Genomic DNA, 26,690 nt, shown 5'->3' on the forward strand with positions numbered 1-26,690 from the left:
ATAGGTCAAATATCGTGGGCCAATCCTAGGCCCCTTCTATATAGAAGGACAAACGAGGATTCGACACCATCTTGTGATAATTTCTCACTCCGTAGCCCTCAAGAAAGCCATTTCTGACTGTATTTAGTGAGGAAGCCGTACATGCGCCGCAAGATCCCTAGTACAACAGCTCTCATCAGCTTCGAGACCGCTGCACGTCACGAAAGCTTTACCAAGGCAGCACATGAGCTATCCCTCACTCAAGGGGCTATTTGCCGACAGATTGCCGGCCTGGAAGAGTTCTTGAGTGTAGAACTCTTCCGACGCTCCAAGCGCGGCGTAAAGCTGACTGAAGCAGGGCTTTCCTACAGCCGGCGCATTGCCACCCAGTTGGATGCCGTAGAACGGGATACGCTGTCCGTCATGGGCCAACAAGGTGCCAACGTGATTGAGCTGGCCGTAGTGCCCACTTTCGGCACGCAATGGCTATTACCTCGCCTCAAGGACTTCCAGCAACAACACCCGGACGTCACAGTAAACCTGACCAACCGCACACGCCCCTTCCTGTTTGCCGATACCGATTTTGATGCCGCCATCTATTTCGGCGATGCCGATTGGTCCGGCACATCGTCCTACCGCCTGATGGGCGAAAACCCGGTCCCCGTGTGTAGCCCCGCATTATTAGGCGCACAGCAGAACCTCAGCCCTCAAGCGCTCGCAGAACTGCCCCTACTGCAACAAACCACCCGCCCCTACGCCTGGCGCCAATGGTTTAACGCCCAGGACATGAATGTGCCACGAGACATGACCGGCCCACGTTACGAACTGTTCTCGATGCTGGCCCAGGCCGCCATGCATGAAATGGGAGTAGCCCTGATCCCGCCCTTCCTGATTCAGCGCGAACTGGCCGAAAAACGCCTGGTGATTGCCAATGATTGCGCCCTGTCCAGCACCAAGGCTTACTACCTGATGATCCCTGAACGAAAAATTGAATCAGCTTCACTGCAAGCTTTCCAGGACTGGCTGATCACGCAGGCCAAGGGATACAGCCTGATTTAATGCACCGCATCGTCCAGATAAGCTATGTAGTGCCTCAAAAAATAGCACTACATATATAAGGAAATGTCGCTTTTAAACACTCTGTACTTTGGTCTAACTGGACAAACCTGAAGGCCAGTAACCACGCGGCCTGCAGGGTATTTCTCAAAGTTATGCAGCGATAACCAAAAGAAATGTGAAAAAAACTCAAAAAACAGGTAAATCTCCTGAAAGCCACGTTTTTAAAGGCGTGTAGCCAAGCGTTGCGACATTCGGTCACTGCATGACTTGTAGTTTAGATCTCGTCATCCTCCATAAGTCCTTGAAGGGCAAAAAAATTGCCAGCAGAATGCCCCGCCCCACCCATACTTTGGTGGGATCGTGCTGATCGGCCGCCCCAGTCGCACCATCCGTAGTGCGCTGGCTTTCTTATAAAAGATCACGCAGGAGATATGACGTGCACATTGGTGTTCCTCTCGAGACCCATACGGGTGAAACGCGGGTTGCTGCAACCCCGGAAACCATCAAGAAGCTGATCGGCCAAGGCCATAAAGTGACTGTTCAAAGCGGCGCTGGCATTAATGCCAGTGTTATCGACAGTGCTTATGAAGCCGCCGGCGCGACTATTGGCAACGCTACAGATGCTTTCGGCGCAGAGCTGATTCTCAAGGTTGTCGCTCCCAGCGATAGCGAACTGGCCCTGATCAAAACCGGCACCGTGCTGATTGGTATGCTTAACCCGTTCAGCAATGAAACCATTGCCAAACTGGCCGAGCGTGGGATCACCGCCTTCTCTCTCGAAGCTGCTCCACGAACCTCTCGTGCGCAAAGTCTTGATGTGCTGTCATCCCAAGCCAACATTGCTGGCTATAAAGCCGTCCTCGTCGCGGCTCACCACTATCCGCGCTTTATGCCGATGCTGATGACTGCCGCCGGGACTGTTAAAGCCGCTCGCGTGCTGATTCTGGGCGCTGGTGTTGCCGGCTTGCAGGCCATTGCCACCGCCAAGCGTTTGGGTGCAGTAATCGAAGCCTCCGATGTGCGACCTGCGGTTAAAGAGCAGATCGAATCCCTGGGCGCCAAATTTGTCGACGTACCTTACGAAACCGACGAAGAACGCGAATGCGCCGTTGGCGTAGGCGGTTATGCCCGCCCGATGCCAGCAAGCTGGATGCAGCGCCAGGCCTTGGCCGTTCACGAACGCGCCAAGCAGGCGGATATCGTGATCACCACCGCCCTGATCCCGGGCCGTAAAGCGCCTGTTCTGCTCAGCGCTGAAACCGTGGCCCAGATGAAACCAGGCTCGGTGGTCATCGACCTGGCTGCTGCCCAGGGCGGCAACTGCCCGCTGACCGTCGCCGACCAAGTGGTGGTTGAACATGGCGTGACCATCGTCGGCCACACCAACCTGCCCGCCATGGTTGCCGCTGACGCCTCGGCGCTTTACGCCCGCAACCTGCTGGACTTCCTCAAGCTGGTCTTCACCCCCGAAGGGCAGTTCCAGATCAACCTTGAAGACGACATCGTCGCCGCGTGCCTAATGTGCCGCGACGGTCAAGTCGTGCGCAAAAACGGCTGAGGATAAAAATAATGGAAGAACTCATCTCCCCCGGTATCTACAACCTGATCATCTTCGCGCTGGCCATTTATGTGGGCTATCACGTGGTCTGGAACGTTACCCCGGCGCTGCACACTCCACTCATGGCCGTTACCAACGCCATTTCGGCGATTGTCATCGTGGGCGCCATGCTCGCCGCCGCACTGACTGTTACCCCACTGGGTAAAACCATGGGCACATTGGCGGTCGCGCTGGCTGCCGTAAACGTATTCGGTGGATTTTTGGTCACCCGGCGCATGCTGGAAATGTTCAAGAAGAAAGCACCTAAAGCCAAAGAAGAGGTGCGCAAGCCATGAGCATGAACCTGGTCACTGTTCTGTATCTGGTTGCATCCATTTGCTTTATTCAGGCCCTCAAAGGTCTGTCACACCCCACTACCTCACGTCGCGGCAACCTGTTCGGCATGCTCGGCATGGGTCTGGCGATCATTACCACCGTCGGCCTGATCTACAAGTTGGGCGCCGAGATCGCCACCGCCGGTATTGGCTATGTGATTGTCGGCCTGCTGGTCGGCGGCACCGCTGGCTCGATCATGGCCAAACGCGTCGAAATGACCAAAATGCCTGAGCTGGTGGCTTTCATGCACAGCATGATTGGCCTCGCGGCGGTATTCATTGCGATCGCGGCCGTGGTCGAACCGCAGTCGCTGGGCATCGTCAAACACCTGGGCGACGCCATCCCTGCGGGCAACCGTCTGGAACTGTTCCTGGGCGCGGCCATTGGTGCAATCACCTTCTCCGGCTCAGTGATCGCCTTCGGCAAACTCTCGGGCAAGTACAAGTTCCGCCTGTTTCAGGGAGCACCGGTACAGTTCAGCGGCCAACACAAGCTGAACCTGGTACTGGGCCTGGCTACGTTGGGCCTGGGCATCACCTTTATGCTGACCGGCAACCTCAACGCCTTCGCGCTGATGCTGGCTCTGGCGTTTGTGCTGGGTGTGCTGATCATCATCCCGATTGGCGGCGCTGACATGCCGGTCGTGGTATCGATGCTTAATAGCTACTCAGGTTGGGCTGCAGCCGGTATCGGTTTCTCACTGAACAACTCGATGCTGATCATCGCCGGTTCGCTGGTAGGTTCTTCGGGTGCGATCCTGTCGTACATCATGTGCAAGGCGATGAACCGTTCGTTCTTCAACGTGATCCTCGGCGGCTTTGGTGGCGCAACTGACACTGGCGGCCCGGCGGGCGCACAAGAAGCTCGTCCGGTTAAATCCGGCTCGGCTGACGATGCCACCTTCCTGCTGATGAACGCCGACACCGTGATCATTGTTCCGGGCTATGGCCTGGCGGTAGCACGGGCACAACATGCGCTCAAAGAGCTGACCGAAAAGCTGACCCATCGCGGCGTAACCGTGAAGTATGCGATTCACCCGGTTGCAGGTCGCATGCCTGGCCATATGAACGTGCTGCTGGCCGAGGCCGAAGTGCCTTACGACCAAGTGTTCGAGATGGAAGACATCAACTCCGAGTTTGGCCAAGCCGACGTAGTGCTGGTGCTGGGCGCCAACGACGTGGTCAACCCCGCAGCCAAGAACGATCCGAAATCGCCAATTGCAGGCATGCCGATCCTCGAAGCTTATAAAGCCAAAACCGTCATCGTTAACAAACGCTCAATGGCCAGTGGCTATGCAGGTCTGGATAACGAACTGTTTTATCTGGATAAAACCATGATGGTCTTCGGCGACGCCAAAAAAGTTATTGAAGATATGGTCAAAGCCGTCGAGTAACATCCCGCATCATCGCAATATCGAGAACCCCGGCGCGGTAATGGCCGGGGTTTTTCTTTTTCCAAGGAACCCGACCAAAGGCTCTAAATCGGCCTCTGGCATTCGACCATGGTAGCGGGACGAAAGGCTCTGAAAATGAATAGACTGCGCCTCTTGCTTCCGTTGCCCGAGATAACAATCCATGTACCGTGAACGTATTCGCCTGAACTCCCTGCACGATAAGGTCATGAGCGCCGAAGATGCCGCCGCCCTTATCCAAGACGGCATGACCGTCGGCATGAGCGGTTTTACCCGTGCCGGTGAAGCCAAAGCCGTCCCGCAGGCCCTGGCCGAGCGGGCTAAAAAGTCGCCACTTAAAATCACCCTGATGACCGGCGCCAGCCTGGGTAACGACCTCGACAAGCAATTGACCGAAGCCGGTGTACTGGCCCGCCGCATGCCATTTCAGGTAGACAGCACCCTGCGCAAGGCGATCAACGCCGGCGAAGTGATGTTTATCGACCAGCATTTGTCCGAAACCGTTGAGCAACTGCGCAACAATCAGCTCAAGCTACCCGACATTGCAGTTATCGAAGCCGTCGCTATTACCGAGCAAGGTCATATTGTTCCGACGACCTCCGTGGGCAACTCCGCCAGCTTCGCGATTTTCGCCAAACAGGTGATCATCGAGATCAACATGGCGCATAACCCGAACCTGGAAGGTTTGCACGACATCTATATCCCGACCTACCGCCCGACGCGTACGCCGATTCCGCTGGTGAAAGTCGACGATCGTATCGGCAGCACCGCGATCCCGATCCCGCCGGAAAAAATCGTCGCTATCGTGATCACCAACAAGCCGGACTCGCCGTCCACCGTGTCCGAGCCGGACAGCGAAACCGACGGCATCGCCTTTCACCTGATCAATTTCCTCAAACAGGAAGTTGAAGCCGGGCGCATGACCAACAAGCTCGGCCCGCTGCAAGCCGGTATCGGTAACATCGCCAACGCCGTGATGTGCGGCCTGATCGACTCGCCGTTCGAAGACCTGACCATGTACTCCGAAGTACTTCAGGACTCGACCTTTGACCTGATCGACGCGGGCAAGATGACCTTCGCTTCGGGCAGCTCCATCACCTTGTCGGAACGTCGCAACTCGGACGTGTTCGGCAACCTGGAGCGCTACAAGGACAAGTTGGTGCTGCGCCCGCAAGAGATCTCCAACCACCCTGAAGTGGTTCGCCGCCTGGGCATCATCGGGATTAATACCGCGCTGGAATTCGACATCTACGGCAACGTTAACTCCACGCACGTCTGTGGCACACGGATGATGAACGGCATCGGCGGTTCAGGCGACTTCGCCCGCAACGCGCATCTGGCGATCTTCGTTACCAAATCGATTGCCAAGGCCGGGGCAATCTCCAGCGTGGTGCCAATGGTCAGCCACGTCGACCACACCGAGCACGACGTCGACATCCTCGTCACCGAGCAAGGCCTGGCTGATTTGCGCGGTCTGGCTCCGCGTGAGCGCGCACGCGTGATTATCGACAACTGTGTGCACCCTGACTTCCGTGAAGCCCTGAATGACTACTTCACCAAGGCCTGCGCAATTGGCGGTCACACACCGCACATCCTGCGTGAAGCCCTGAGCTGGCATATCAACCTGGAAGAAACCGGGAAAATGTTGCCGTAACACGCGAGCTAGACAGCCGCTGACCGAAAACTGTTTCGTCAGCGGCTTTTTTATACCTGTAATTTCAAAAACTGTACTGCTGTACTGGTCAATTTCTCTCCCTGAAACACACTTCCCCTACCATTTTTGCCAATTTCGCACCATTAAAGTGCGCACAGGTACAGTTGTGCTCATTTCTAGCCGTACAGCCCTCTTAAACAGTTAACTGGCCCATTGCAATACAGATGAACTGTATCTAGAGACCCTGGACAAAGAGGAGGATCATTGGCATCAGTTAAACCACTAGCCAATGCCGCCACAAGCGGAAGGATGTCACCATGGAACGTACACTCAGTTCCGAACTGTTCAGCGAAAGCAACTCTGTAAACACCCAGGCTTCCATGCCTTTGCGCGTACTTGCCAACCTGATGTTGTGGCAGCGCCGCATCTCCAGCCGCCATCAATTGGCTCGCCTGGACTCGCGTCTTCTGGCTGATGCCGGGATTAGCGAAGCACAGCGTTACGAAGAGCTGAGCAAGCCGTTCTGGCGCTAACTAGCGCTCGCTGGCCCTGACCACCGGTCCACCGCCAGCACCCTGAATTGAAAAAACAAAACCCGTCGCGGATTACTGCTGACGGGTTTTGTCGTTATGGGGCTATCGTTTTGGTAGCTTGCAAGCCAACAGGTACAGTTTTAAATATATTAAAATAAGGCAGGTACAGTTTGTGAAATACCTGATCCAGAGCACCCTGGCTACGGTTCCAGACAAAACATCCTTTGCCTGATGCGACCCTCAGCCTACTATTCGGCCCATAACCGTCTATTTTCATACGTTCACATTCAGGAGTCTTACCATGTCCACACTTCGCCTACTTAGCGCGGCTGCTCTGCTGGTCGTTGCTGCAAGCGCCAACGCCTCAAGCTTCATCGTTACCACCGACGGCATCGTGGGCACTCTAAAAGCCACATCCGACCTGACATCCGATGCCACTGGCTCGTTTCGTGACAACAAGATCGTGCGCGCAGCCCGTGACGACGCCGCCAGCTTCGTGGCCAGCGAAGGAACCATTCGTGGGGTAAAACTGGAAAGCGCCTTCGAAGCCATTCGCCAACAAGCGCCTCAATTGCAGGCCACTGATGCACAACTGGCTCAGGCCATCCTGACCATCTGATCAGGCACACATCCTGTAGCCACTGCCGCAGGTTGCGAATCGCAGCCTGCGGCAGTGTTTTGAACCACGCTGGCCCTCCCCCGACCATTACGCTAGCCTTGAGCCTCATTCAAACAGCCTCGAGACCCATGCGCTTTCCCCTAATTGTTCTACTCGTACTCTGCTGGACTCAATCAGCCAACGCCTTCGACATGACCACCCAGAATGTGGTGCTCAGTGGTTACGTCACCAGTAAAGTGACGTCCGCGCCTTTTGATCACAAACTGATACGTGCCGCACAGGACGACGCCGCCGTCTTTATTGCCAGTGATGGCCAAATGAGAGGCGCACAGCTGGAGTCTGCCCTGCGTTATCTGCGCTTGAACCAGCCAAAATTGAGTGCCAGCGACCTTGAACTGGCACAGACAATTCTCGTCCAATAAGTACCCGCTTTTTCCGGAGATTTTTCATGCGTAGCCCTCTAATCGTCGCCACCCTTGGCCTTTTGCTGCTCGCCGATGTGGTACAGGCACAAACCGTCGTGCAGACCAGTAACATCATCGTGCGCGCTTTTGGCCGCACCATTGACTTCACATCCGACACCACTACTTCCATCCGCGACTCTAAAGTTGTGCGCGAAGCCCACGACGACGCTGCCACCTTCGTCGCCAGCCAAGGTGATATTCGCGGCGTGCAACTGGAAGCAGCTTTCAGCACCCTGCGCGACCGCGTGCCTGAAGCCCGCAACGCCAGCGACCAGGATCTCGCCGAAGCCATCCTCGCACTGTGAGGCCGCTAACGCGCTGGCTCGCCGCCTGTGGCCTGCTGCTGATTACCAGCAGCGCCCAGGCCGCGCTGCATCTGCAACTCAAGACCGAGGGCCTGAGCCCGGCCGAACAACAGGCCAGCCAAGCCCTGCTCGATGAAGCCATGCAGAGCCTGCCACCGCGTTTTATCGAGCAACTGGATCGACAGATTCTGGTGGGCTGGACCGATGACATGCCCAGCAACGCTTATGGCCAGGCATCACTGACCTCCGAGCTGGACCTCAACCGCAATCTGCTGGCCGGGCTGACCGATGGCTCTGCCGCCACCCAGCAGACCAACCGCCCCCACGGCACTGTGCGCCGGGAAATGCTCGCCACCGTCTTGCACGAGCTGACCCATATCTACGACCGCGCCCGCCTCTGGCCCGCAGCCGAGCGCACGCTAATCCGCCGCTGTGCCCGGCAAAGCAGCAACACAGGCCTGATTGGCATCCCCGATCAATGTCGCGGGCAGACTGAGCGGCGCTTCACCCTCAGTGATGATCCGCGCTTGCTCGACCTGGCAGGCTGGCAGCAATACGTGGGCCGACGGGGCGAACGCGAGCAAGACAACCACCAGGTTGTACGCAGCCCGGACCTGTATGAAGTCAGCAGCCCCAAGGAGTTTGTCGCGGTCAATATGGAGTACTTCCTCCTCGACCCGGCCTACGCCTGCCGCCGCCCGGCTCTGTATCGCTACTACAAAGAACATTTCGGCTGGGCACCCGCAGCCAAGGATGAATGCCCAAAGGGCTTTGCATTCCTCAATGCTGGCAACGATTTCGGCAAAACACCGCTCGGCACCGTAGACCCGGAGCGGGTGTACGCCGTCGACTATCTGCTGGCCGAGGCCAATCAGGAATGGGCCAGCCGCTGGGGTCACAGCATGCTGCGCTTGGTGATCTGTGCTCCCGGTCGTCCGCGCGGGCCGGACTGTCGCCTCGATCTGCAAGAACACTTGGTGCTGTCTTACCGGGCGTTCGTCAATGACGTACAGCTCTCAAGCTGGGACGGCCTGACCGGGGCCTACCCTTCGCGCCTGTTTGTATTGCCGCTGGCTCAGGTGATCGACGAATACACCAAGACCGAATTGCGCAGCCTGGCTTCCGTGCCGCTCAAACTGAGCCGCCCTGAAATCGAGGAAGTGGTGGAACACGCCGCCGAAATGCATTGGAGCTATGACGGTGACTACTATTTCATCTCCAATAACTGCGCGGTGGAAACCCTGAAGCTGCTGCGCAGCGGCAGCGACAATGCTCAGCTCAAGGGTCTGGACAGCATCGTACCCAATGGCCTGCTTGAAGTGCTCAAGGCCCGGGGACTGGCGGACACCAGCGTGCTGGACAACCCTAAAGAAGCGTTGCGCCTGGGTTATCGCTTTGATTCCTACCGCGATCGCTACCAAGCGATGTTCGACGTGCTCAAGACCCGCTTGCCGATCAAGCAAACCACTGTCGAAGACTGGCTGGCCCTGAGTGCCGACGAGCGCCGACCATGGTTTGAGCAAGCAGACTTGCGGGCCAGCGCGGCATTATTGCTACTGGAGCAAGCCAGCTTTCGTCGCCAGCTGCTATTGGCCCAGGATGAGGTCAAACAAAAGTACCTGGGCGCACGCGGACTCAAGGATGGCGGCATGGACAAAGCCAACAAGACCCTGCAGGAAATCCTCGCCAGCAGCGGCTTCCTCAGTCGCCCGGCCGAACTGCTCGGCAGCAGCGGCTACGGTCTGCCGCAAGCCAAGGAGTGGGAAATGCTGGAGTCCGAAAGCAGCCAGCGCCAGCAGCAGCTACTGCGCCTGACCACTGACCTGGACAAGGAAGTTCGCAGCCTGCTGGAACCGGCCCGCGCAGCTGAAATTGCAGCTACTGAAGCCAACGTCAAACAGATCGGCGAACACTTGCGGGCAATTCACAAGGCATCCGGCGGGTTGCAACTACCCTGACGGTCAAAAACCTGTAGCAGCTGCCGAAGGAGCGAGGCTGCGTTCGGCGGCGAAGCCGTCGTAAATCATGAGAGCCGGATTTGTCTGGCACACCGCAGTGTCTGATTTTGCGACGACTCCGTCGCCGAACGCAGCCTCGTTCCTTCGGCAGCTGCTACAGGGAGTATCACGACCGCTTACGCACCCGGCACAAAATGCTTCTGCGCCGTACCGTGGGCAATCAGCCGCGAGAGGTAGTTCATTTTGTCGGCATCCTGGTCGACAAAGCGGAAGGTCAGTTGCAACCAGGCACTGTCCGGCTTTGGCTCAAATGCCACGATGGCATGCAGATAACCATTCAATCGCGCCACCTCGGCGCTCTCGCCCTGCTCAAGGTCCAATACGGCGCTGTCCAGCACCTGAGGCAGCACTTCGCCGCGACGCACCACCAGCAGCGCCTCCTTGAGGCTCAGCGCCTTGATCACGCACGTCTGTGTGCCGCTGGGCAAACGCAGTTGCCCTTGCCCACGACTGGTCAGTGCAGGTGCCGCTACAGGTGCTGGACGTGGTGCAGGAGCAACTGGGGCAGAAGTCACCACTTGCGCCTTGCCACCGGTCAACGCATTCAGCGAGTCATTGCCAAACGCCGAGCTCATACGGGTCGGCGCGCTGGCCATTACTGAGTCGAGCAGACCGGCCTTGGTAAACGCCTTCTTCACCTTGGACAGGAGCTGTTCGTTGGTGAACGGCTTGCTGACAAAATCCGAAACCCCCGCCTGAATGGCCTGGATCACGTTCTCTTTGTCACCACGGCTGGTGACCATGATAAAGGGCAACGTTTTCAGCTTGTCCTGCTCGCGACACCAGCTCAACAGCTCAAGGCCGGACATCTCTGGCATTTCCCAGTCGCACAGCACCAAATCAAACGCTTCGCGGGTCAGCAGAGTCTGGGCTTTGCGGCCGTTGACTGCGTCTTCGATCCTGATGCCCGGAAAATAGTTACGCAGGCAATTTTTAATCAGATCACGAATAAACGACGCGTCATCCACCACCAGCACACTCACCTTGCTCATCGACTGCTCCTTGGATATGAACGCCCAAAAAGCAAAACGCCCGGCAATGAGCCGGGCGTCTTTTGAATCAGGCTGTCTTATTTATCGTCAGGCGGCGGCGCAACATTAGCGTTATCAACATCAGGACCCTGAACTTCTTCGCGCATGCGCTTAAGACCCATGTGACGCACGTCAGTACCGCGCACCAGATAAATCACCAGTTCCGAGATATTACGCGCGTGATCACCGATACGCTCCAGCGAACGCAGCACCCAAATAATGCTCAACACACGCGAGATCGAACGCGGGTCTTCCATCATGTAAGTGGCCAATTCACGCAGCGCGGTCTTGTATTCACGGTCGATGATTTTGTCGTACTGCGCGACCGACAACGCAAGGTCAGCATCGAAGCGGGCAAAGGCATCCAGTGCATCACGCACCATGTTGCGCACCTGATCACCGATGTGGCGCACTTCAACGTAACCACGTGGCGCTTCACCCTCTTCGCACAACTGGATGGCACGGCGAGCGATCTTGGTCGCTTCGTCACCGATGCGCTCAAGATCGATTACCGACTTGGAGATGCTGATGATCAAGCGCAAGTCAGACGCCGCAGGCTGGCGACGGGCCAGAATGCGCAGGCACTCCTCGTCGATGTTGCGCTCCATCTGATTGATTTGCTCATCGACCTCGCGCACCTGCTGAGCCAGACCCGAGTCGGCCTCGATCAACGCTGTTACGGCATCGTTGACCTGTTTCTCGACCAGGCCGCCCATCGCCAGCAGGTGGCTGCGCACGTCCTCGAGTTCCGCGTTGAACTGCGCGGAAATGTGATGGGTGAGGCCATCCTTTGAAATCATGGTTTTGCTCCGCAAAAGCTTCAAGCGACAAGCTTCAAGCTGCAAGTTGATTGTGTCGTTACGCCAAACTGCCTTTACTTGCCGCTTGAAGCTAACGGCTTGCAGCTGCTACTAACCATACCGCCCGGTGATGTAGTCTTCGGTCTGCTTCTTGGCCGGATTGGTGAACAGCGTGTCGGTGTCGCCGTACTCAACCATTTTGCCCATGTACATGAACGCCGTGTAGTCCGAAACCCGGGCTGCTTGCTGCATGTTGTGCGTCACGATGACGATGGTGAACTTGGACTTGAGTTCGTAGATCAGCTCTTCGACTTTCAGCGTTGAAATCGGATCGAGTGCCGAGCATGGCTCATCGAGCAGCAACACTTCAGGCTCCACCGCAATGGTGCGAGCAATCACCAGACGCTGCTGCTGACCACCGGACAGGCCCAATGCCGATTCGTGCAGGCGGTCCTTGACCTCATCCCACAATGCCGCGCCCTTGAGTGCCCACTCAACGGCTTCGTCGAGGACGCGTTTTTTGTTGATGCCCTGAATCCGCAGACCGTAAACCACGTTCTCGTAAATGGTCTTGGGGAACGGGTTAGGCTTCTGGAACACCATCCCGACGCGGCGACGCAGCTCAGCCACATCCTCACCCTTACGGTAGATGTTGTTGCCGTACAGGTTGATCTCGCCTTCGACGCGGCAACCATCCACCAGGTCGTTCATGCGGTTGAAGGTGCGCAGCAGCGTGGACTTGCCACAGCCGGACGGACCGATAAACGCCGTTACCCGTTGTTTCGGGATATTCAGGCTCACGTCGTACAGCGCCTGTTTTTCACCGTAGTAAAGATTCAGGCCCGGCACTTCGATGGCGACTTCTTCGTTTTCCAGCTTCAAGCTTTGTTTGGTGCGACCCAAGGCTGACATGTTGATGCCGTGGGCAGTGGATTCATGCTGCATGGTCTTACTCCGTTCGTAGCTGCAAGCTTCTAGCTGCAAGCTGCAAGTTTTGAGCAAAAGCGGAGGCGGCATTGACTTGCCGCTTGTAGCTTGCCGCTTGTGGCTATCTTTTAGCTTTCCAGCGCCTTGTACTTCTCGCGCAGGTGGTTACGAATCCACACTGCCGACAGGTTCAGGGTCGCGATCACCAGCACCAGCAGCAACGCCGTGGCGTAAACCAGCGGTCGTGCAGCTTCGACGTTCGGGCTCTGGAAACCCACGTCATAAATATGGAAGCCCAGGTGCATGATCTTCTGGTCAAGGTGCAGGTACGGGTAGTTGCCATCCAGCGGCAGCGACGGCGCCAGCTTGACCACACCCACCAGCATCAGCGGCGCCACTTCACCGGCAGCACGGGCCACGGCGAGGATCATGCCGGTCATCATGGCCGGGCTGGCCATCGGCAGCACGATCTTCCACAGAGTTTCCGATTTGGTCGCACCCAGCGCCAGCGAGCCTTCACGAACCGTACGCGGAATCCGCGCCAACCCTTCTTCGGTGGCCACGATCACGACCGGAACCGCCAGCAGCGCCAAGGTCAGCGAGGCCCACATCAGGCCCGGCGTACCAAAGGTCGGCGCCGGCAATGCTTCGGCAAAGAACAGGCGGTCAACCGAGCCACCCAGCACATACACAAAAAAGCCCAGACCAAATACGCCGTAAACAATCGCAGGCACACCCGCCAAGTTGTTTACCGCGATACGGATCACCCGGGTCAGGGTGTTTTGCTTGGCATATTCCCGCAGGTAGACCGCCGCCAGTACGCCGAACGGGGTCACGATTATGGCCATGATCAGGGTCATCATCACAGTGCCGAAAATCGCCGGGAAGATCCCGCCTTCGGTGTTGGCTTCGCGCGGATCCTGGCTCAGGAACTCCCAGATGTTGCTGAAATACATGCCCAGCTTTTGCCAGCTGTTCATGGCGTTCGGCTGGTAGGCCTTGACCACTTTGCCGATGCCGATTTCCAGCTCTTTGCCATTGGCATCGCGGGCCGTGAGACTGTCGCGATTGAACTGCGCATGCAGATCACCAAGGCGGTCTTCAATAGCCTTGTAACGTGCATTCAACTCGGCGCGCTCAGACTCCATGTCGGCTTGTGCCTGCGGGGTCAGCTTGCCTTCCAGCTCCAGCTTGCGGCCATGCAGACGGATGCGTTCCAACCCATGGTTGATCGCACCGATGTCTTTCTTCTCAAGCTGGCTCAGTTGCGATGCCAGATCATTCACTCGCTTGACCCGGGCTTGCAGCTCTGGCCAGGCAGCGGCACCTTCTGCCACCACCTTGCCGTTTTCTTTCACGTTAACCAGGTAACCGTAAAAGTTGCCCCACTCGCGACGCTCGATGGCCATCAACTCCGGCGGCATGCTCTGGTTGGTCAGCCACTCGCCCACCACCCAGGTAAAGTCGTTACCGTTCAAGTCGCGGTTGCCGACCTTGATCAGCTCGCGAGTCATGAACTCAGGGCCTTGTTCAGGTACTGGCAAGCCCGCGCTTTTCAGGCGCTCGCGGGGCACCTCTTCCTTTTGCACCACTTCGCCGATCACCAGGTGATTGGCATCACCCGGCACGTTGTACTCGGCATGTATCAGGTCAGCGGGCCAGAAGTGACCCAGGCCACGAACGGCAATCACCGACAGCAAGCCGATGGTCATGATGACGGCGATGGACACTGCACCACCGCTGATCCAGACGCCAGGAGCGCCGCTCTTGAACCAGCCTTTGAGGGAATTCTGTTTCACAGACTTCTACCTTCCTTAAAGCGACGAATATTTCTTGCGCAGACGCTGACGAATCAGCTCGGCAAGAGTGTTCATGATGAAGGTAAACAGCAGCAGCACCAGCGCCGAGAGGAACAGCACACGGTAATGGCTACCGCCCACTTCCGACTCTGGCATTTCTACCGCCACGTTCGCCGCCAAGGTCCGCAGGCCTTCGAACAGGTTCATTTCCATGACTGGGGTGTTACCGGTGGCCATCAACACAATCATCGTCTCGCCGACCGCACGCCCCATACCGATCATCAGTGCCGAGAAGATCCCCGGGCTGGCAGTCAGGATGACCACGCGGGTCATGGTTTGCCACGGCGTGGCACCCAACGCCAGCGAACCCAGGGTCAGGCCGCGGGGCACGCTGAACACGGCGTCTTCAGCAATCGAGTAGATGTTGGGAATAACCGCAAAACCCATCGCCAGGCCAACTACCAGTGCGTTGCGCTGATCGTAGGTGATGCCCAGATCGTGGGAGATCCACATCCGCATATCGCCGCCGAAGAACCAGGCTTCCATAAACGGGCTCATGTACAGCGACAACCAGCCTACAAACAGCAGCACCGGAATCAGGATCATGCTCTCCCAGCCATCCGGTACGCGCAGCCGGATCGACTCAGGCAGGCGGCTCCAGGTAAAACCCGCGACCAGAATACCGACCGGCATCAACATCAACAGGCTGAAAATACCCGGCAAGTGCCCTTCCACATACGGCGCCAGAAACAGACCGGCGAAGAAACCCAGAATCACCGTCGGCATCGCTTCCATCAGCTCGATCACCGGCTTGACCTTGCGGCGCAGGCTTGGCGCCATGAAGTAAGCGGTGTAAATCGCAGCAGCAACGGCCAGCGGTGCAGCCAGCAACATGGCGTAGAAAGCAGCCTTCAACGTACCGAAGGTCAATGGCGCAAGGCTCATCTTGGGTTCGAAGTCGGTGTTGGCGGCCGTCGATTGCCAGACGTACTTAGGTTCGTCGTAGTTCTCGTACCAGACCTTGCTCCACAACGCGCTCCAGGACACTTCCGGGTGCGGGTTCTTCAAGGTCAGCGGCAGCAACTTGCCGCCCTCTTCAACAATGATGCGGTTGGCACGCGGCGACAACGCCATGATGCCAGGGCCTTCGGCAATTTTCTCGACCAGCAGGGTGCGGTGTGCGGTGCTGTGGAACACGCCGATATCACCGGCAGCGTCCAGGGCCAGGAAGCCCTTGCGACGTTGCTCGGCAGTGATTTCAACAATCGGCGAGGTGCCCATCTGGAAGCTGCGGATATGCTTGAAGCGCTGTTCGCCATCCGGATCACGGGCCATGAACCACTGGCTCAGACCGCCCTTGGAATCACCAAAGATCAGCGAGATCCCCCCCACCAACTGCGTACTGGCAGTGATTTCAGTCGTCGCCTCATCGGCCAGCTTATAGCGACCGTTGAGGCTCTTGTCGCGCAGGCTGAACACATCGGCCTGGGCCCGATCATTGATCACATACAACCACTGCTGACGCGGGTCGATGTACAGCGCTTTGACCTGATTGGTCATCTGCGGCAGGTCGATGCGGGTTTCAGTATTCGTGACCTCTTCGGTCATCATGTTTTCTTCGCGGGCCAGCGACACAACGTTCAGTTGCGCGCCCGTCGTACCCGCCACGACCAGCGTCGAATCATTCACGCTGAGGTTCACGTGATCCAGTGCGCCACCTGTAGGGTCGAGCACGATCGGCGTTTCGCCATACGGGTATTCAATCGCCGGGCTGATGGTCTTTTTGCCATCCGGGTAACTGACTTTATAGCTATGACGGAACACCAGCGCCTGACCGTTGGACAGACCCAGCACCACCACCGGGTTGCCTGGCTGGTCCTCGCCCAATGCAGTCACATGCGTACCGGCTGGCAGCGGCAAGTTGACCCGCGACAGTTCGTCACCGTTCTTCGCATTGAAGAACAACACCATGCCCTTGTCTGATACGCGCATACCGACCTGATTCTGCTCCTCAATGGAAAGCATCAGCGGCTTGCCGGCGTCCTGCATCCAGACCGGCGTAATCGCCTGCTTGGGATTCAGGTCCGCGCCCTGGAACAAAGGGTAAACCACATAGCCCAGGAAGAAGAAAATCAGCGTGATCGCGCCGAGCACGGCAAGACCGCCGATAAATACATACCAGCGGGTCAGGTGGTCTTTAAACGCGCGGATGCGGCGCTTGCGTTGCAGTTCAGGCGTATTGAAATCAATGCGCTTGGGAGCGGATGTCGTAGTCATTGAGGAATTGGCCAGATCATTCATGCGCACACCCTAGCGGTCCTGTATGACAGAAAGATGACAAAACGGTGACGCAAAAAATCCGCCGCCCGACGGTGCCGGCAGCGGAATGGAAATTAGGTGTATCTGCAACAACGCTAAACCTGCAGCCGCTGCCGAAGGCTGCGATGGGTTGCGCAGCGACCCTCGTTTCTGAAGGTCCTGCGGTCCTTATCGCAGCCAGGCGGCAGCGGCTACAAAGTTTATGCGCCTTCTTTCAAGCCCAGGTCAGCCAAGGCTTTGGCAGCGACTTTGGCTGGCAGAGGAATGTAGCCGTCTTTGACAACCACTTCCTGGCCTTGCTTGGACAGAACCAACTTGATGAACTCGGCTTCCAGCGGGTTCAGCGGCTTGTTCGGCGCCTTGTTCACGTACACGTAGAGGAAACGCGACAGCGGGTATTTGCCGTTCAGTGCGTTTTCTTCGGTGTCCTCAATAAACTCGGTGCTGCCTTTTTTAGCCAAAGGCACGGTCTTCACGCTGGCGGTTTTGTAACCGATGCCCGAGTAACCCACGCCGTTCAGCGAGCTGCTGATCGACTGCACAACCGAAGCCGAGCCTGGCTGTTCGTTCACGTTAGGCTTGTAATCGCCTTTGCACAGGGCTTCTTCCTTGAAGTAGCCATAGGTCCCGGACACCGAGTTACGACCGAAGAGTTGGACTGGCTTGTTGGCCAGGTCGCCGGTCACACCCAGGTCGCCCCAGGTTTTAACGTCAGCTTTGGCGCCACACAGACGAGTCGAGGAGAAAATCGCGTCGACCTGTTCCATGGTCAGGTGCTTGATCGGGTTGTCCTTGTGCACGAACACGGCCAAGGCATCCACTGCCACCGGGATAGCAGTTGGCTTGTAGCCGTACTTCTGCTCGAAAGCAGCCAGTTCGTTGTCTTTCATCTTGCGGCTCATCGGGCCCAGGTTAGCGGTGCCTTCAGTAATCGCAGGCGGCGCGGTCGAAGAACCGGCAGCTTGAATCTGGATGTTTACGTTTGGATATTCTTTTTTGTAAGCCTCGGCCCACAATGTCATCAAGTTCGCCAGGGTGTCAGAACCAACGCTGGACAGGTTACCCGACACACCAGTGGTCTTCACGTAGGGCTGAATAGCCGGGTCAACACCAGCGGCAACCGCATTGGCAGTTGCAACGCCTGCGGCGACAAAAGTCAGGGCCGCCATAACACGCTTCAGTTTCATGCCTTACTCCTAACAAACGGGGTTAGATGAATCGGGGGCCAGTATCTGCAGGCCATATGACCACTCTATGAACCGATTGTGACAATTAGATGAAAGGCCATCACTCGTTACAAATGATGGCCTTCTGGGAGACTGACGAGGTATTACGACGGATCAGGGCTTGTTCAGCGGCCCTTTTTCCATAGATAAGCACCCACCACCAAGCCCATCGTGCAAATGATAGCCACGTAGTAGGCCGGGCCCATCGGGCTTTCCTTAAGCAACAAGGTCACGGCCATTGGGGTCAGGCCGCCAAAGATGGCGTAGGCCAGGTTGTAGGAAAACGACAGGCCGCTGAAGCGCACCACGGCCGGGAAAGCTTTGACCATGACATAAGGCACAGCGCCGATGGTGCCTACAAACAAACCGCTCAAGGCATATAGCGGGAACAGCCAGTCTGGGTGTTGCAGCAGGCTGTGATAGAACGTCCACGACGACACCAGCAACCCGGCGCAACCCAACACAAATACCTTGCCCGCACCAAAGCGGTCAGCCAGGGCACCCGAGGCGATGCAACCCAGGCTCAGAAAGACGATTGCCAGGCTGTTGGCCTGCAACGAGGTGGTGGCAGAGAAGCCGTAGATGGTTTGCAGCACAGTCGGTGTCATCAGGATCACTACGATGATCCCGGCAGACAGCAACCAGGTCAGCAACATCGAGATCACAATCGCGCCGCGATGATCACGCAATACGGTCTTGAGCGGGACTTCAGCCGCCAATGCCTTGCGCAACTGCAACTCGGCGAACACCGGTGTTTCGTGCAGCCACCGGCGCAGGTACACCGAGAACAAGCCAAAGACACCGCCCATCAGGAAAGGAATCCGCCATGCGAAATCAGACACTTCAGCCGGTGTGTAGATCGTATTGATGGCAGTGGCCATCAACGAACCCAACAAAATACCCGCTGTCAGCCCACACGTCAGGGTGCCGCAGGCATAGCCAACATGGCGGGGCGGGACGTGCTCGGCCACAAACACCCAAGCCCCCGGCACCTCACCACCAATGGCCGCGCCCTGAATCACGCGCATCAGCAGCAACAGAATCGGTGCCCACATGCCAATCTGCGCATACGTTGGCAACAGACCCATGATCAAGGTCGGCACTGCCATCATAAAGATGCTCAGGGTGAACATCTTTTTGCGCCCCAGCAGGTCGCCAAAGTGCGCCATGACGATGCCACCCAGAGGGCGCGCCAGGTAACCCGCAGCAAAAATACCGAAGGTTTGCATCAGGCGTAGCCACTCGGGCATGTCCGCCGGGAAAAACAGCTTTCCGACTACCGTGGCAAAAAACACAAAAATAATAAAATCGTAAAACTCCAGCGCACCACCCAGGGCAGACAGCGACAAGGTTTTATAGTCATTACGGGTTAACGGCCGCGAAGGCGGCGCTGCACTGGAAGGCTCTGTGATCATGGGGTCTTGCTTCTCTTATTAGGCTCGGCAAAAAGCTGCAACTTCGCCGGCAGGGGCTGGGCAGGTTTTGAAAGATAACAAATTGTTTGCAAAAGCACAGAGCTAGACGCGCAGAGCACTCAAAAAGCGGAATCCGGAGGTCGTCGGCTGAGTCATCGCCCGATATACTCACAAACCGTAAGAAACACTTGGTAACTTCCAGGTTGCTGTGCGAAAACGCCCGCTGGATGGCTTCAGCCGATTTCGCAGAGTTTCCCCTTGGTGCGGCTTATGAAGAACGTGACGAACGTAGTATGTTCGGGCTGAATCGTTTTTCTAAAGACGCTTATTCACCCGCAGTACTTATGAAGAATCACGGGTCAGAGGCCCTTTGGCATGTTAGAGCTCGAACAAGAAGATCCAATCCCGCAAGGCGACCTGGCCTTGCAAATCACTGCGCTGCCTCGCGAGACCAATGGTTTCGGCGATATTTTTGGCGGTTGGCTGGTTTCACAAATGGACCTGGCTGGCACCGCAATGGCCAGCAAGGTTGCCGGTGGCCGTGTAGCCACAGTCGCTATTGATCGTATGGCGTTTCTGGTTCCTGTGGCAGTGGGTGCGCAATTGTCGTTCTACACCCAGGCACTTGAGATCGGCCGCAGCTCTATCCAGATGATGGTTGAAGTGTGGAGTGACGACCCGTTGTCCAGCGAATGGCGCAAGGTGACTGAAGCCGTCTTTGTATTTGTTGCCATTGATGGCAGCGGCCGCACCCGTTCCGTTCCGCCCCGCCGTTAACCTTCCACAGCACTGAAATAGAGAGCCTGCCATGCACCATATAGAGTCAGTCACCCTGGATGAACTGGAGTGCTGGCACTTCCAGCATGGTCAGGCCCAACTGCTGGTCGCCAAGCAGGGTGCGCAAGTCCTCAGCTACCAGCTAGGCGATGAGCCACCCATTATCTGGCTCAACGAAAAAGCCCAGTACAAGCAAGGCAAGGGTATCCGTACTGGCGTGCCGGTGTGCTGGCCATGGTTCGGTAATTTGGCGTTGAACCCGCAAAGCGTGCAGGCCATGCGCCACAGCGACGAGCCTGCCACCGCCCACGGTCTGGTCCGCACCCGCGAATGGGAAGTGCTGGAAATCGATGACGCGGGCGAAGCCCTGCATATTGAACTGGGCCTGCCTCACATCGACGGCGGCCTGCCCGGCTGGCCCCACGATGTGGCGCTAACCCTGAGCATTCGCCTCGACACCCAACTGCATATCAGCCTCACCAGCCATAACCGCAGCGACATCCCGGTCAGCATCAGCCAGGCGCTGCACAGCTACTTCGCGGTCAGCGACGTGCGCAAGGTTCAGGTTCAAGGCGTAGAGGGCCTGACCTACATCGACACGCTCAAAGACTGGGAACATATCAAGCAGGCGGGCGATTTGACCTTTAGTGGCGAAACCGACCGTATCTACCTCGATACCCCGCAACAACTGAGCATCGTAGATTCGGACTGGTCGCGTACCCTTGAGCTGACCAGCCACGGCTCGCGTACAGCGGTGATCTGGAACCCGTGGATCGACAAGACCGCCAGCTTCAGCGACATGGCTGCAGACGGCTGGCAACGCATGTTGTGCATCGAAACCGCCAACGTGATGGATGACGTGATCACCCTGCAACCGGGCGCCAGCCATTCAATGGGCGTGAGTATTGCGAGTAAACGGCTAAAGGTCTGATACGCAACCTGTAGCCGCTGCCGCAGGCTGCGATGGGCTGCGCAGCGGCCCTGCTGTTTGAAGCGCCTTTGGACCTTATCGCAGCCTGCGGCAGCGGCTACAGGCTGTGTTCCAATCCCTACAAATCTGCCTCAACCACCACCCGCACCTTGCTCGCATCCAGCGCATAGGCCGCATCGGCCAGGTCATTGCTGACCTTCTCAACCTTCAGCGTGCCCATCACCCATAACGGGGTGTAGATGTCGTCCAGCTTCAAGCCTTTGGGATAGCGCACCAGCACCAGCTGATTGGGCGGCGGAGGCGGCACATGGATGCAGGCCCCAGGGTACGGCACCAGGAAAAACAGCGTGCTGCGGCCCTTGGCGTCCGTTTCCAATGGCACGGGGTAACCGCCCAGACGGATATTTTTACCGTTCATGCCCGCCACGGTTTTGCTGGAATACATCACGGCTGGCAAACCCTTGCTCTGCTTCAAACCGCCCTTGTCGGTAAACGTACCGTTAGCCTCGGGCGAGTCATGGTCAATTTCGGGCATTTGTTCGAGGGCTTTTTGGTCCGACATAGGCATCAGTTCAAGCCAGTCGGTTTCGGGCAGTTCTGCCGCGTGTGCCAGGCCTGCGCCAAGCAAAAGGAATGTCAGTAGAAAACGGCGCATGCAAGGCTCGATAAAAGAGGAGTTAAACGCACGCAGTTTAGCGCTCTCTGCGGCTGGCGCAGAGAGAGCCAAGGCGTTTAATCAGGACTTTTTCGACACAATGCCGTAGATCACCAGCAAGATCACAGCACCAACCACCGCACCGATAAAGCCGGCACCCTCACCCGCCTTGTAGATACCCAGCGCCTGGCCACCGTAGGTAGCCGCCAGCGAACCGCCGATACCCAGCAGGATGGTCATGATCCAGCCCATGCTGTCGTCACCCGGTTTCAGGAAACGAGCCAGCAGACCAACGATCAAGCCGATAAAAATGGTTCCGATGATGCCCATGGACGCTTCCTCTCGATTAGATGGCGTAAGCCAAAGCCTAGTCAGCACTTTGGCATCACGCCATCAGAGAGTAGCGACAACCCAATGGTTCCCGGCGAAAGCGATTTACGCTTCGTCGATTAACGCTTCAACCTTGAGGATTTGCGCTTTGAGCGTCGCCATATCTGCACAGCGCAGGTTGGCGTGACCGACTTTACGGCCGATCTTGAAAGCCTTGCCGTAGTGGTGCAAATGGCAGTCGGCAATCGCAATCACCTTCTCAACTGGCGGCACGCTGCCGATGAAGTTGAGCATGGCGCTTTCACCGACCTTGGCCGTCGAACCCAGCGGCAAGCCAGCGATGGCCCGCAAGTGGTTTTCAAACTGGCTGCACTCGGCGCCTTCAGTGGTCCAATGCCCGGAGTTATGCACACGCGGGGCAATTTCGTTGGCCTTAAGGCCACCGTCGACTTCAAAGAACTCGAACGCCATCACGCCAACATAATCCAGCTGCGTGAGCACACGGCTGGAGTAGTCTTCAGCCAAGGCTTGCAGCGGGTGATCGGTGCTGGCAATCGACAACTTGAGAATGCCACTGTCGTGAGTGTTGTGTACCAACGGGTAGAACTGTGTTTCACCATCACGACCGCGCACGGCGATCAGCGACACTTCGCCGGTAAACGGTACAAAACCTTCCAGCAAGCACGACACACTGCCCAGCTCGGCAAACGTACCCACTACGTCAGCAGGCGTACGCAGCACTTTCTGGCCCTTGCCGTCATAACCCAGAGTGCGGGTCTTGAGCACGGCAGGCAGGCCAATGCTGACCACCGCCGCGTCCAGATCAGCCTGGGACTGGATGTCGGCAAACGCCGGGGTCGGAATCCCCAGATCCTTGAACATGCTCTTTTCGAACCAGCGGTCGCGAGCAATGCGCAGCGCTTCGGCACTCGGGTACACCGGGACGAATTGCGACAGGAAAGCCACGGTTTCAGCCGGAACGCTTTCGAACTCGAATGTCACCAGGTCGACTTCATCAGCCAACTGGCGCAGATGATCCGGATCGCTGTAATCCGCACGCAGGTGTTCGCCCAATGCGCCAGCGCAGGCATCAGGTGCCGGATCAAGGAAAGCAAAGTTCATCCCCAGCGGAGTACCCGCCAAGGCCAGCATGCGGCCCAGTTGGCCGCCACCGATTACACCGATTTTCATCGTCAGAAACCTCAGGCTACGCGCGGGTCTGGATTGTCCAGCACGCTGTCAGTCTGTTCAGCACGGAATGCTTTCAAAACGGTGTGGAACTGCGGGTGCTTGGCACCCAGGATGCTCGCCGACAACAAAGCCGCGTTGATCGCGCCCGCTTTGCCGATGGCCAGGGTTGCAACCGGAATGCCCGCTGGCATCTGCACGATCGACAGCAGCGAGTCGACACCCGACAGCATGGCCGACTGCACCGGAACACCCAGTACTGGCAAATGGGTTTTGGCCGCACACATGCCTGGCAAGTGGGCTGCGCCACCGGCACCAGCGATGATGACCTCGATCCCGCGGCCTTCGGCCTCTTCGGCATACTGGAACAGCAGATCCGGAGTGCGGTGGGCAGAGACCACTTTCACTTCGTAAGGAATGCCGAGTTTTTCCAGCATATCGGCGGTGTGGCTGAGGGTGGACCAATCGGACTTGGAGCCCATGATCACGCCTACCAGTGCACTCATCGTCGCGCCTCTTCTCTTGGGCGCCCGCAGGCGCGTCAAAAAACAACAAGCCACGTGGAGGATCCGACGTGGCTTGTTATAGGAATTAAGGCCGGTCAAGCCAGCCGAAGGCCGCGCAGTATACCCCAAAGATGTGCCTTGAAAGCACCTTTGGCGACCATCTGTCTTGCACGACAAAAACAGCCCGGACGCCCGGTTTTATTGACTCTTAGGTCAGGCGATAAAATCGGCTCAGGTCGGCGTTGGCGCCTGACCGGTTGGATTCTCCAGCTTGCGCCACAACAACCGCACGTTAGCCTTGCGTACCAGCGCGCAACGGTACAGGCGAATCTCCAGCGGTACGTGCCATTGCGGCCCTCCACACACCACCAGTTCACCCCGCGCCAGCTCGGCGCGCACGCTCAAGTGCGGCACCCAGGCGATGCCCAGCCCCTCTAGCGCCATGCTTTTAAGGCTGTCGGCCATCGCCGTCTCATAAATAGTGGTAAAGCGCAGGCTGCGCTGACGCAGCAGCAAATTCACCGAGCGACCCAAAAAAGCGCCAGCGCTGTAGGCCAACAGCGGCACACTGCCTTCGCCCTCAAGATCAAACAACGGCTTGCCGTCAGCATCGGCGGCGCACACCGGGAGCATTTCAGTATTGCCCAGGTGCAAGGACGGAAAAATTTCCGGATCCATCTGCAAAGCAGCGTCTGGATCGTAAAAAGCCAGCATCAAATCGCATCCGCCTTCACGCAAGGCATGCACCGCGTCTCCGACGTTAGTCGCAACCAGACGTGTCGCAATATTCAGCCCTTCATTACGCAATTGGGCGATCCAGCGCGGGAAAAAACCCAAGGCCAAGGAGTGTGCAGCAGCCACTTGCATGACCTCGCCCTGCCCGCCTTCGAGGTGATGCAGATGGCGCAACACTTCGCCCAACTGTTCAACCACGGTGCGCGCCGTAACCAAAAACAGCTGACCGGCCGCAGTCAACTCCACCGGGGTGCGGGAACGATTCACCAAGGTCAGCCCAAGCGCCGCTTCAAGGCTGCGAATACGTCGGCTAAAGGCTGGCTGAGTGACAAAGCGACGCTCTGCCGCCTGGGAAAAACTGCGCGTAGCAGCCAGGGCACTGAAGTCCTCTAACCATTTACTTTCGAGATTCATCGAGTCCTCCCGGACGCGCACCAAATTGGGTCACACGCTCGACGCGCTTGTCGCGTCACGTCGTCATTATGCCGTTTCTGCATAGGATAGTGTTTAAAGGCATTGGCCCAAAATAGTCCGCAAGCCTAGGATTCTAAGCGTTCCGGCCCAGACCGGGTTCTTATCGAGATGATTTCTATCATGTCCTCCGCTGCATCTTTCCGTACCGAAAAAGACCTGCTTGGCGTACTCGAAGTACCAGCTCAAGCGTATTACGGCATCCAGACCCTGCGAGCGGTGAATAACTTCCGTCTCTCGGGCGTTCCGATCTCGCACTACCCGAAGCTGGTTGTGGGCCTGGCAATGGTGAAACAAGCCGCTGCTGATGCCAACCGCGAGCTGGGTCATCTGAGCGACGCCAAGCACGCTGCCATCAGCGAAGCTTGTGCCCGTCTGATCCGCGGCGATTTCCACGAAGAGTTCGTGGTGGACATGATTCAGGGCGGCGCTGGCACTTCAACCAACATGAATGCCAACGAAGTGATCGCCAACATCGCGCTGGAGGCCATGGGCCACCAGAAAGGCGAATACCAGTACCTGCACCCTAACAACGACGTGAACATGGCGCAGTCGACCAACGACGCCTACCCGACGGCCATCCGCCTGGGCTTGTTGTTGGGTCACGACGCGCTGCTGGCCAGCCTCGACAGCCTGATCCAGTCGTTCGCGGCCAAAGGCGTCGAGTTCAGCCACGTCCTGAAAATGGGCCGTACCCAGCTGCAAGACGCCGTGCCTATGACCCTGGGTCAAGAGTTCCGTGCGTTCGCCACCACCTTGAGTGAAGATCTGGCCCGCCTGAAAACACTGGCGCCAGAGCTGCTGACCGAAGTAAACCTGGGCGGCACCGCCATCGGTACTGGCATCAACGCTGACCCGCGTTACCAGATGCTGGCTGTAAACCGTCTGGCAACCATCAGCGGTCACCCGCTGGTACCGGCTGCCGACTTGATCGAAGCCACCTCCGACATGGGCGCCTTCGTCCTGTTCTCCGGCATGCTCAAGCGTACCGCGGTCAAACTGTCGAAGATCTGCAACGACTTGCGCCTGCTGTCCAGCGGCCCACGCACCGGCATCAACGAAATCAACCTGCCAGCGCGTCAGCCGGGCAGCTCGATCATGCCAGGCAAGGTCAACCCGGTTATCCCGGAAGCCGTTAACCAGGTGGCATTCCAGATCATCGGTAACGACCTGGCCCTGACCATCGCTGCCGAAGGCGGCCAGCTGCAACTGAACGTGATGGAGCCGCTGATCGCATTCAAGATCTTCGACTCGATCCGCCTGCTGCAACGCGCCATGGACATGTTGCGCGAACACTGCATCGTCGGCATCACTGCTAACGAAGCGCGCTGCCGCGAACTGGTCGAGCACTCGATTGGTCTGGTAACCGCACTGAACCCGTACATCGGCTATGAAAACGCCACCCGCATCGCCCGTATCGCCCTTGAAAGCGGCCGCGGTGTGCTGGAACTGGTGCGCGAAGAAGGCTTGCTCGACGACGCCATGCTCGACGACATCCTGCGCCCGGAAAACATGATTGCCCCGCGTCTGGTGCCTCTTAAGGCCTGATGCTGTAACACGCTTAACGCTCACCAGGTCGAGGGACTAGACACCTCTCACCTTTTG

25 protein-coding genes are annotated in these 26,690 nt (G+C 57.5%); 13 read left to right on the forward strand and 12 right to left on the reverse strand.

Annotated features, from left to right (window positions below):
• Positions 1–141 precede the first annotated feature (141 nt).
• From V6L79_RS02580 to V6L79_RS02625, 10 genes are all read left to right on the forward strand, one after another.
• Entirely contained in the window at positions 142–1,038 is an 897-nt protein-coding gene (locus tag V6L79_RS02580; RefSeq protein ID WP_261740263.1) for a LysR family transcriptional regulator, read from the forward strand.
• A gap of 436 nt (positions 1,039–1,474) precedes the next feature.
• Positions 1,475–2,596 (forward strand): Re/Si-specific NAD(P)(+) transhydrogenase subunit alpha, encoded by a 1,122-nt coding sequence (locus V6L79_RS02585; RefSeq protein WP_261740264.1) that lies wholly within the window; start codon positions 1,475–1,477, stop codon positions 2,594–2,596.
• A gap of 11 nt (positions 2,597–2,607) precedes the next feature.
• Positions 2,608–2,931 carry an NAD(P) transhydrogenase subunit alpha gene (locus V6L79_RS02590; protein WP_261740265.1) on the forward strand — a complete coding sequence of 108 codons (324 nt, stop codon included), beginning with the start codon at positions 2,608–2,610 and terminating at the stop codon, positions 2,929–2,931.
• Positions 2,928–4,364: an NAD(P)(+) transhydrogenase (Re/Si-specific) subunit beta gene (locus V6L79_RS02595; protein ID WP_261740266.1), complete on the forward strand. Its 1,437-nt coding sequence runs from the start codon at positions 2,928–2,930 to the stop codon at positions 4,362–4,364. Before V6L79_RS02590 ends, V6L79_RS02595 begins: the two co-directional genes overlap by 4 nt.
• A gap of 181 nt (positions 4,365–4,545) precedes the next feature.
• Positions 4,546–6,036, forward strand: a complete 1,491-nt coding sequence (locus tag V6L79_RS02600; protein ID WP_261740267.1) for an acetyl-CoA hydrolase/transferase family protein — start codon at positions 4,546–4,548, stop codon at positions 6,034–6,036.
• A 317-nt stretch (positions 6,037–6,353) separates the two neighbouring features.
• On the forward strand, positions 6,354–6,569 hold the full coding sequence (locus V6L79_RS02605; protein ID WP_019826986.1) for a DUF1127 domain-containing protein: 216 nt from the start codon (positions 6,354–6,356) through the stop codon (positions 6,567–6,569).
• Positions 6,570–6,870: 301 nt separating this feature from the next.
• Positions 6,871–7,188: a DUF2388 domain-containing protein gene (locus tag V6L79_RS02610; RefSeq protein ID WP_261740268.1), complete on the forward strand. Its 318-nt coding sequence runs from the start codon at positions 6,871–6,873 to the stop codon at positions 7,186–7,188.
• A 128-nt stretch (positions 7,189–7,316) separates the two neighbouring features.
• Complete coding sequence (locus V6L79_RS02615) at positions 7,317–7,610, forward strand: DUF2388 domain-containing protein (RefSeq protein WP_321835113.1); 294 nt, start codon at positions 7,317–7,319, stop codon at positions 7,608–7,610.
• Positions 7,611–7,636: 26 nt separating this feature from the next.
• Positions 7,637–7,957 (forward strand): DUF2388 domain-containing protein, encoded by a 321-nt coding sequence (locus tag V6L79_RS02620; RefSeq protein WP_338579775.1) that lies wholly within the window; start codon positions 7,637–7,639, stop codon positions 7,955–7,957.
• The gene (locus tag V6L79_RS02625; protein WP_261740270.1) at positions 7,954–9,915 is read left to right on the forward strand and encodes a DUF4105 domain-containing protein; all 1,962 of its coding nucleotides are present in this window, start codon (positions 7,954–7,956) and stop codon (positions 9,913–9,915) included. Before V6L79_RS02620 ends, V6L79_RS02625 begins: the two co-directional genes overlap by 4 nt.
• A 176-nt stretch (positions 9,916–10,091) precedes the next feature.
• Here V6L79_RS02625 and V6L79_RS02630 read toward each other — a convergent pair whose 3' ends face one another.
• From V6L79_RS02630 to V6L79_RS02660, 7 genes are all read right to left on the reverse strand, one after another.
• Entirely contained in the window at positions 10,092–10,967 is an 876-nt protein-coding gene (locus V6L79_RS02630) for a response regulator (protein ID WP_261740271.1), read from the reverse strand.
• A 77-nt stretch (positions 10,968–11,044) separates the two neighbouring features.
• Positions 11,045–11,806: a phosphate signaling complex protein PhoU gene (phoU, locus tag V6L79_RS02635; protein ID WP_261740272.1), complete on the reverse strand. Its 762-nt coding sequence runs from the start codon at positions 11,804–11,806 to the stop codon at positions 11,045–11,047.
• Between the two features lie 111 nt (positions 11,807–11,917).
• On the reverse strand, positions 11,918–12,751 hold the full coding sequence (pstB, locus tag V6L79_RS02640; RefSeq protein ID WP_261740273.1) for a phosphate ABC transporter ATP-binding protein PstB: 834 nt from the start codon (positions 12,749–12,751) through the stop codon (positions 11,918–11,920).
• Between the two features lie 110 nt (positions 12,752–12,861).
• Positions 12,862–14,532 (reverse strand): phosphate ABC transporter permease PstA, encoded by a 1,671-nt coding sequence (pstA, locus tag V6L79_RS02645; protein ID WP_261740275.1) that lies wholly within the window; start codon positions 14,530–14,532, stop codon positions 12,862–12,864.
• A gap of 15 nt (positions 14,533–14,547) precedes the next feature.
• Complete coding sequence (locus V6L79_RS02650) at positions 14,548–16,833, reverse strand: ABC transporter permease subunit (protein WP_261740276.1); 2,286 nt, start codon at positions 16,831–16,833, stop codon at positions 14,548–14,550.
• A gap of 218 nt (positions 16,834–17,051) precedes the next feature.
• Positions 17,052–18,038 (reverse strand): phosphate ABC transporter substrate-binding protein PstS, encoded by a 987-nt coding sequence (locus V6L79_RS02655; RefSeq protein ID WP_016782943.1) that lies wholly within the window; start codon positions 18,036–18,038, stop codon positions 17,052–17,054.
• Between the two features lie 164 nt (positions 18,039–18,202).
• Positions 18,203–19,492 carry an MFS transporter gene (locus V6L79_RS02660; protein ID WP_261740277.1) on the reverse strand — a complete coding sequence of 430 codons (1,290 nt, stop codon included), beginning with the start codon at positions 19,490–19,492 and terminating at the stop codon, positions 18,203–18,205.
• A 375-nt stretch (positions 19,493–19,867) separates the two neighbouring features.
• Between V6L79_RS02660 and V6L79_RS02665 the strand changes: the two genes are divergently transcribed.
• Complete coding sequence (locus tag V6L79_RS02665) at positions 19,868–20,269, forward strand: acyl-CoA thioesterase (protein WP_003438129.1); 402 nt, start codon at positions 19,868–19,870, stop codon at positions 20,267–20,269.
• Positions 20,270–20,300: 31 nt separating this feature from the next.
• Positions 20,301–21,200 carry a D-hexose-6-phosphate mutarotase gene (locus V6L79_RS02670; protein WP_338579776.1) on the forward strand — a complete coding sequence of 300 codons (900 nt, stop codon included), beginning with the start codon at positions 20,301–20,303 and terminating at the stop codon, positions 21,198–21,200.
• Between the two features lie 118 nt (positions 21,201–21,318).
• Here V6L79_RS02670 and V6L79_RS02675 read toward each other — a convergent pair whose 3' ends face one another.
• The 5 genes from V6L79_RS02675 to V6L79_RS02695 form a co-directional block, all read right to left on the reverse strand.
• On the reverse strand, positions 21,319–21,855 hold the full coding sequence (locus V6L79_RS02675) for a DUF3299 domain-containing protein (RefSeq protein WP_261740279.1): 537 nt from the start codon (positions 21,853–21,855) through the stop codon (positions 21,319–21,321).
• 81 nt (positions 21,856–21,936) lie between these two features.
• Positions 21,937–22,185, reverse strand: coding sequence for a GlsB/YeaQ/YmgE family stress response membrane protein (locus tag V6L79_RS02680; RefSeq protein ID WP_261740280.1), 249 nt, complete (start codon positions 22,183–22,185; stop codon positions 21,937–21,939).
• 105 nt (positions 22,186–22,290) lie between these two features.
• On the reverse strand, positions 22,291–23,376 hold the full coding sequence (locus V6L79_RS02685; RefSeq protein WP_321835122.1) for a 5-(carboxyamino)imidazole ribonucleotide synthase: 1,086 nt from the start codon (positions 23,374–23,376) through the stop codon (positions 22,291–22,293).
• An 11-nt stretch (positions 23,377–23,387) separates the two neighbouring features.
• Positions 23,388–23,879 (reverse strand): 5-(carboxyamino)imidazole ribonucleotide mutase, encoded by a 492-nt coding sequence (gene purE / locus V6L79_RS02690; RefSeq protein ID WP_016782937.1) that lies wholly within the window; start codon positions 23,877–23,879, stop codon positions 23,388–23,390.
• Between the two features lie 231 nt (positions 23,880–24,110).
• Positions 24,111–25,028 carry a LysR substrate-binding domain-containing protein gene (locus V6L79_RS02695; protein ID WP_261740282.1) on the reverse strand — a complete coding sequence of 306 codons (918 nt, stop codon included), beginning with the start codon at positions 25,026–25,028 and terminating at the stop codon, positions 24,111–24,113.
• Between the two features lie 180 nt (positions 25,029–25,208).
• Between V6L79_RS02695 and aspA the strand changes: the two genes are divergently transcribed.
• A complete protein-coding gene (aspA, locus tag V6L79_RS02700) occupies positions 25,209–26,633 on the forward strand; it encodes an aspartate ammonia-lyase (protein WP_321835123.1) in 1,425 nt (474 codons plus the stop codon).
• Positions 26,634–26,690 lie beyond the last annotated feature (57 nt).

The sequence above is a fragment of the Pseudomonas sp. ML2-2023-6 genome (genome assembly GCF_037055265.1).
Lineage (GTDB): Bacteria > Pseudomonadota > Gammaproteobacteria > Pseudomonadales > Pseudomonadaceae > Aquipseudomonas > Aquipseudomonas kulmbachensis.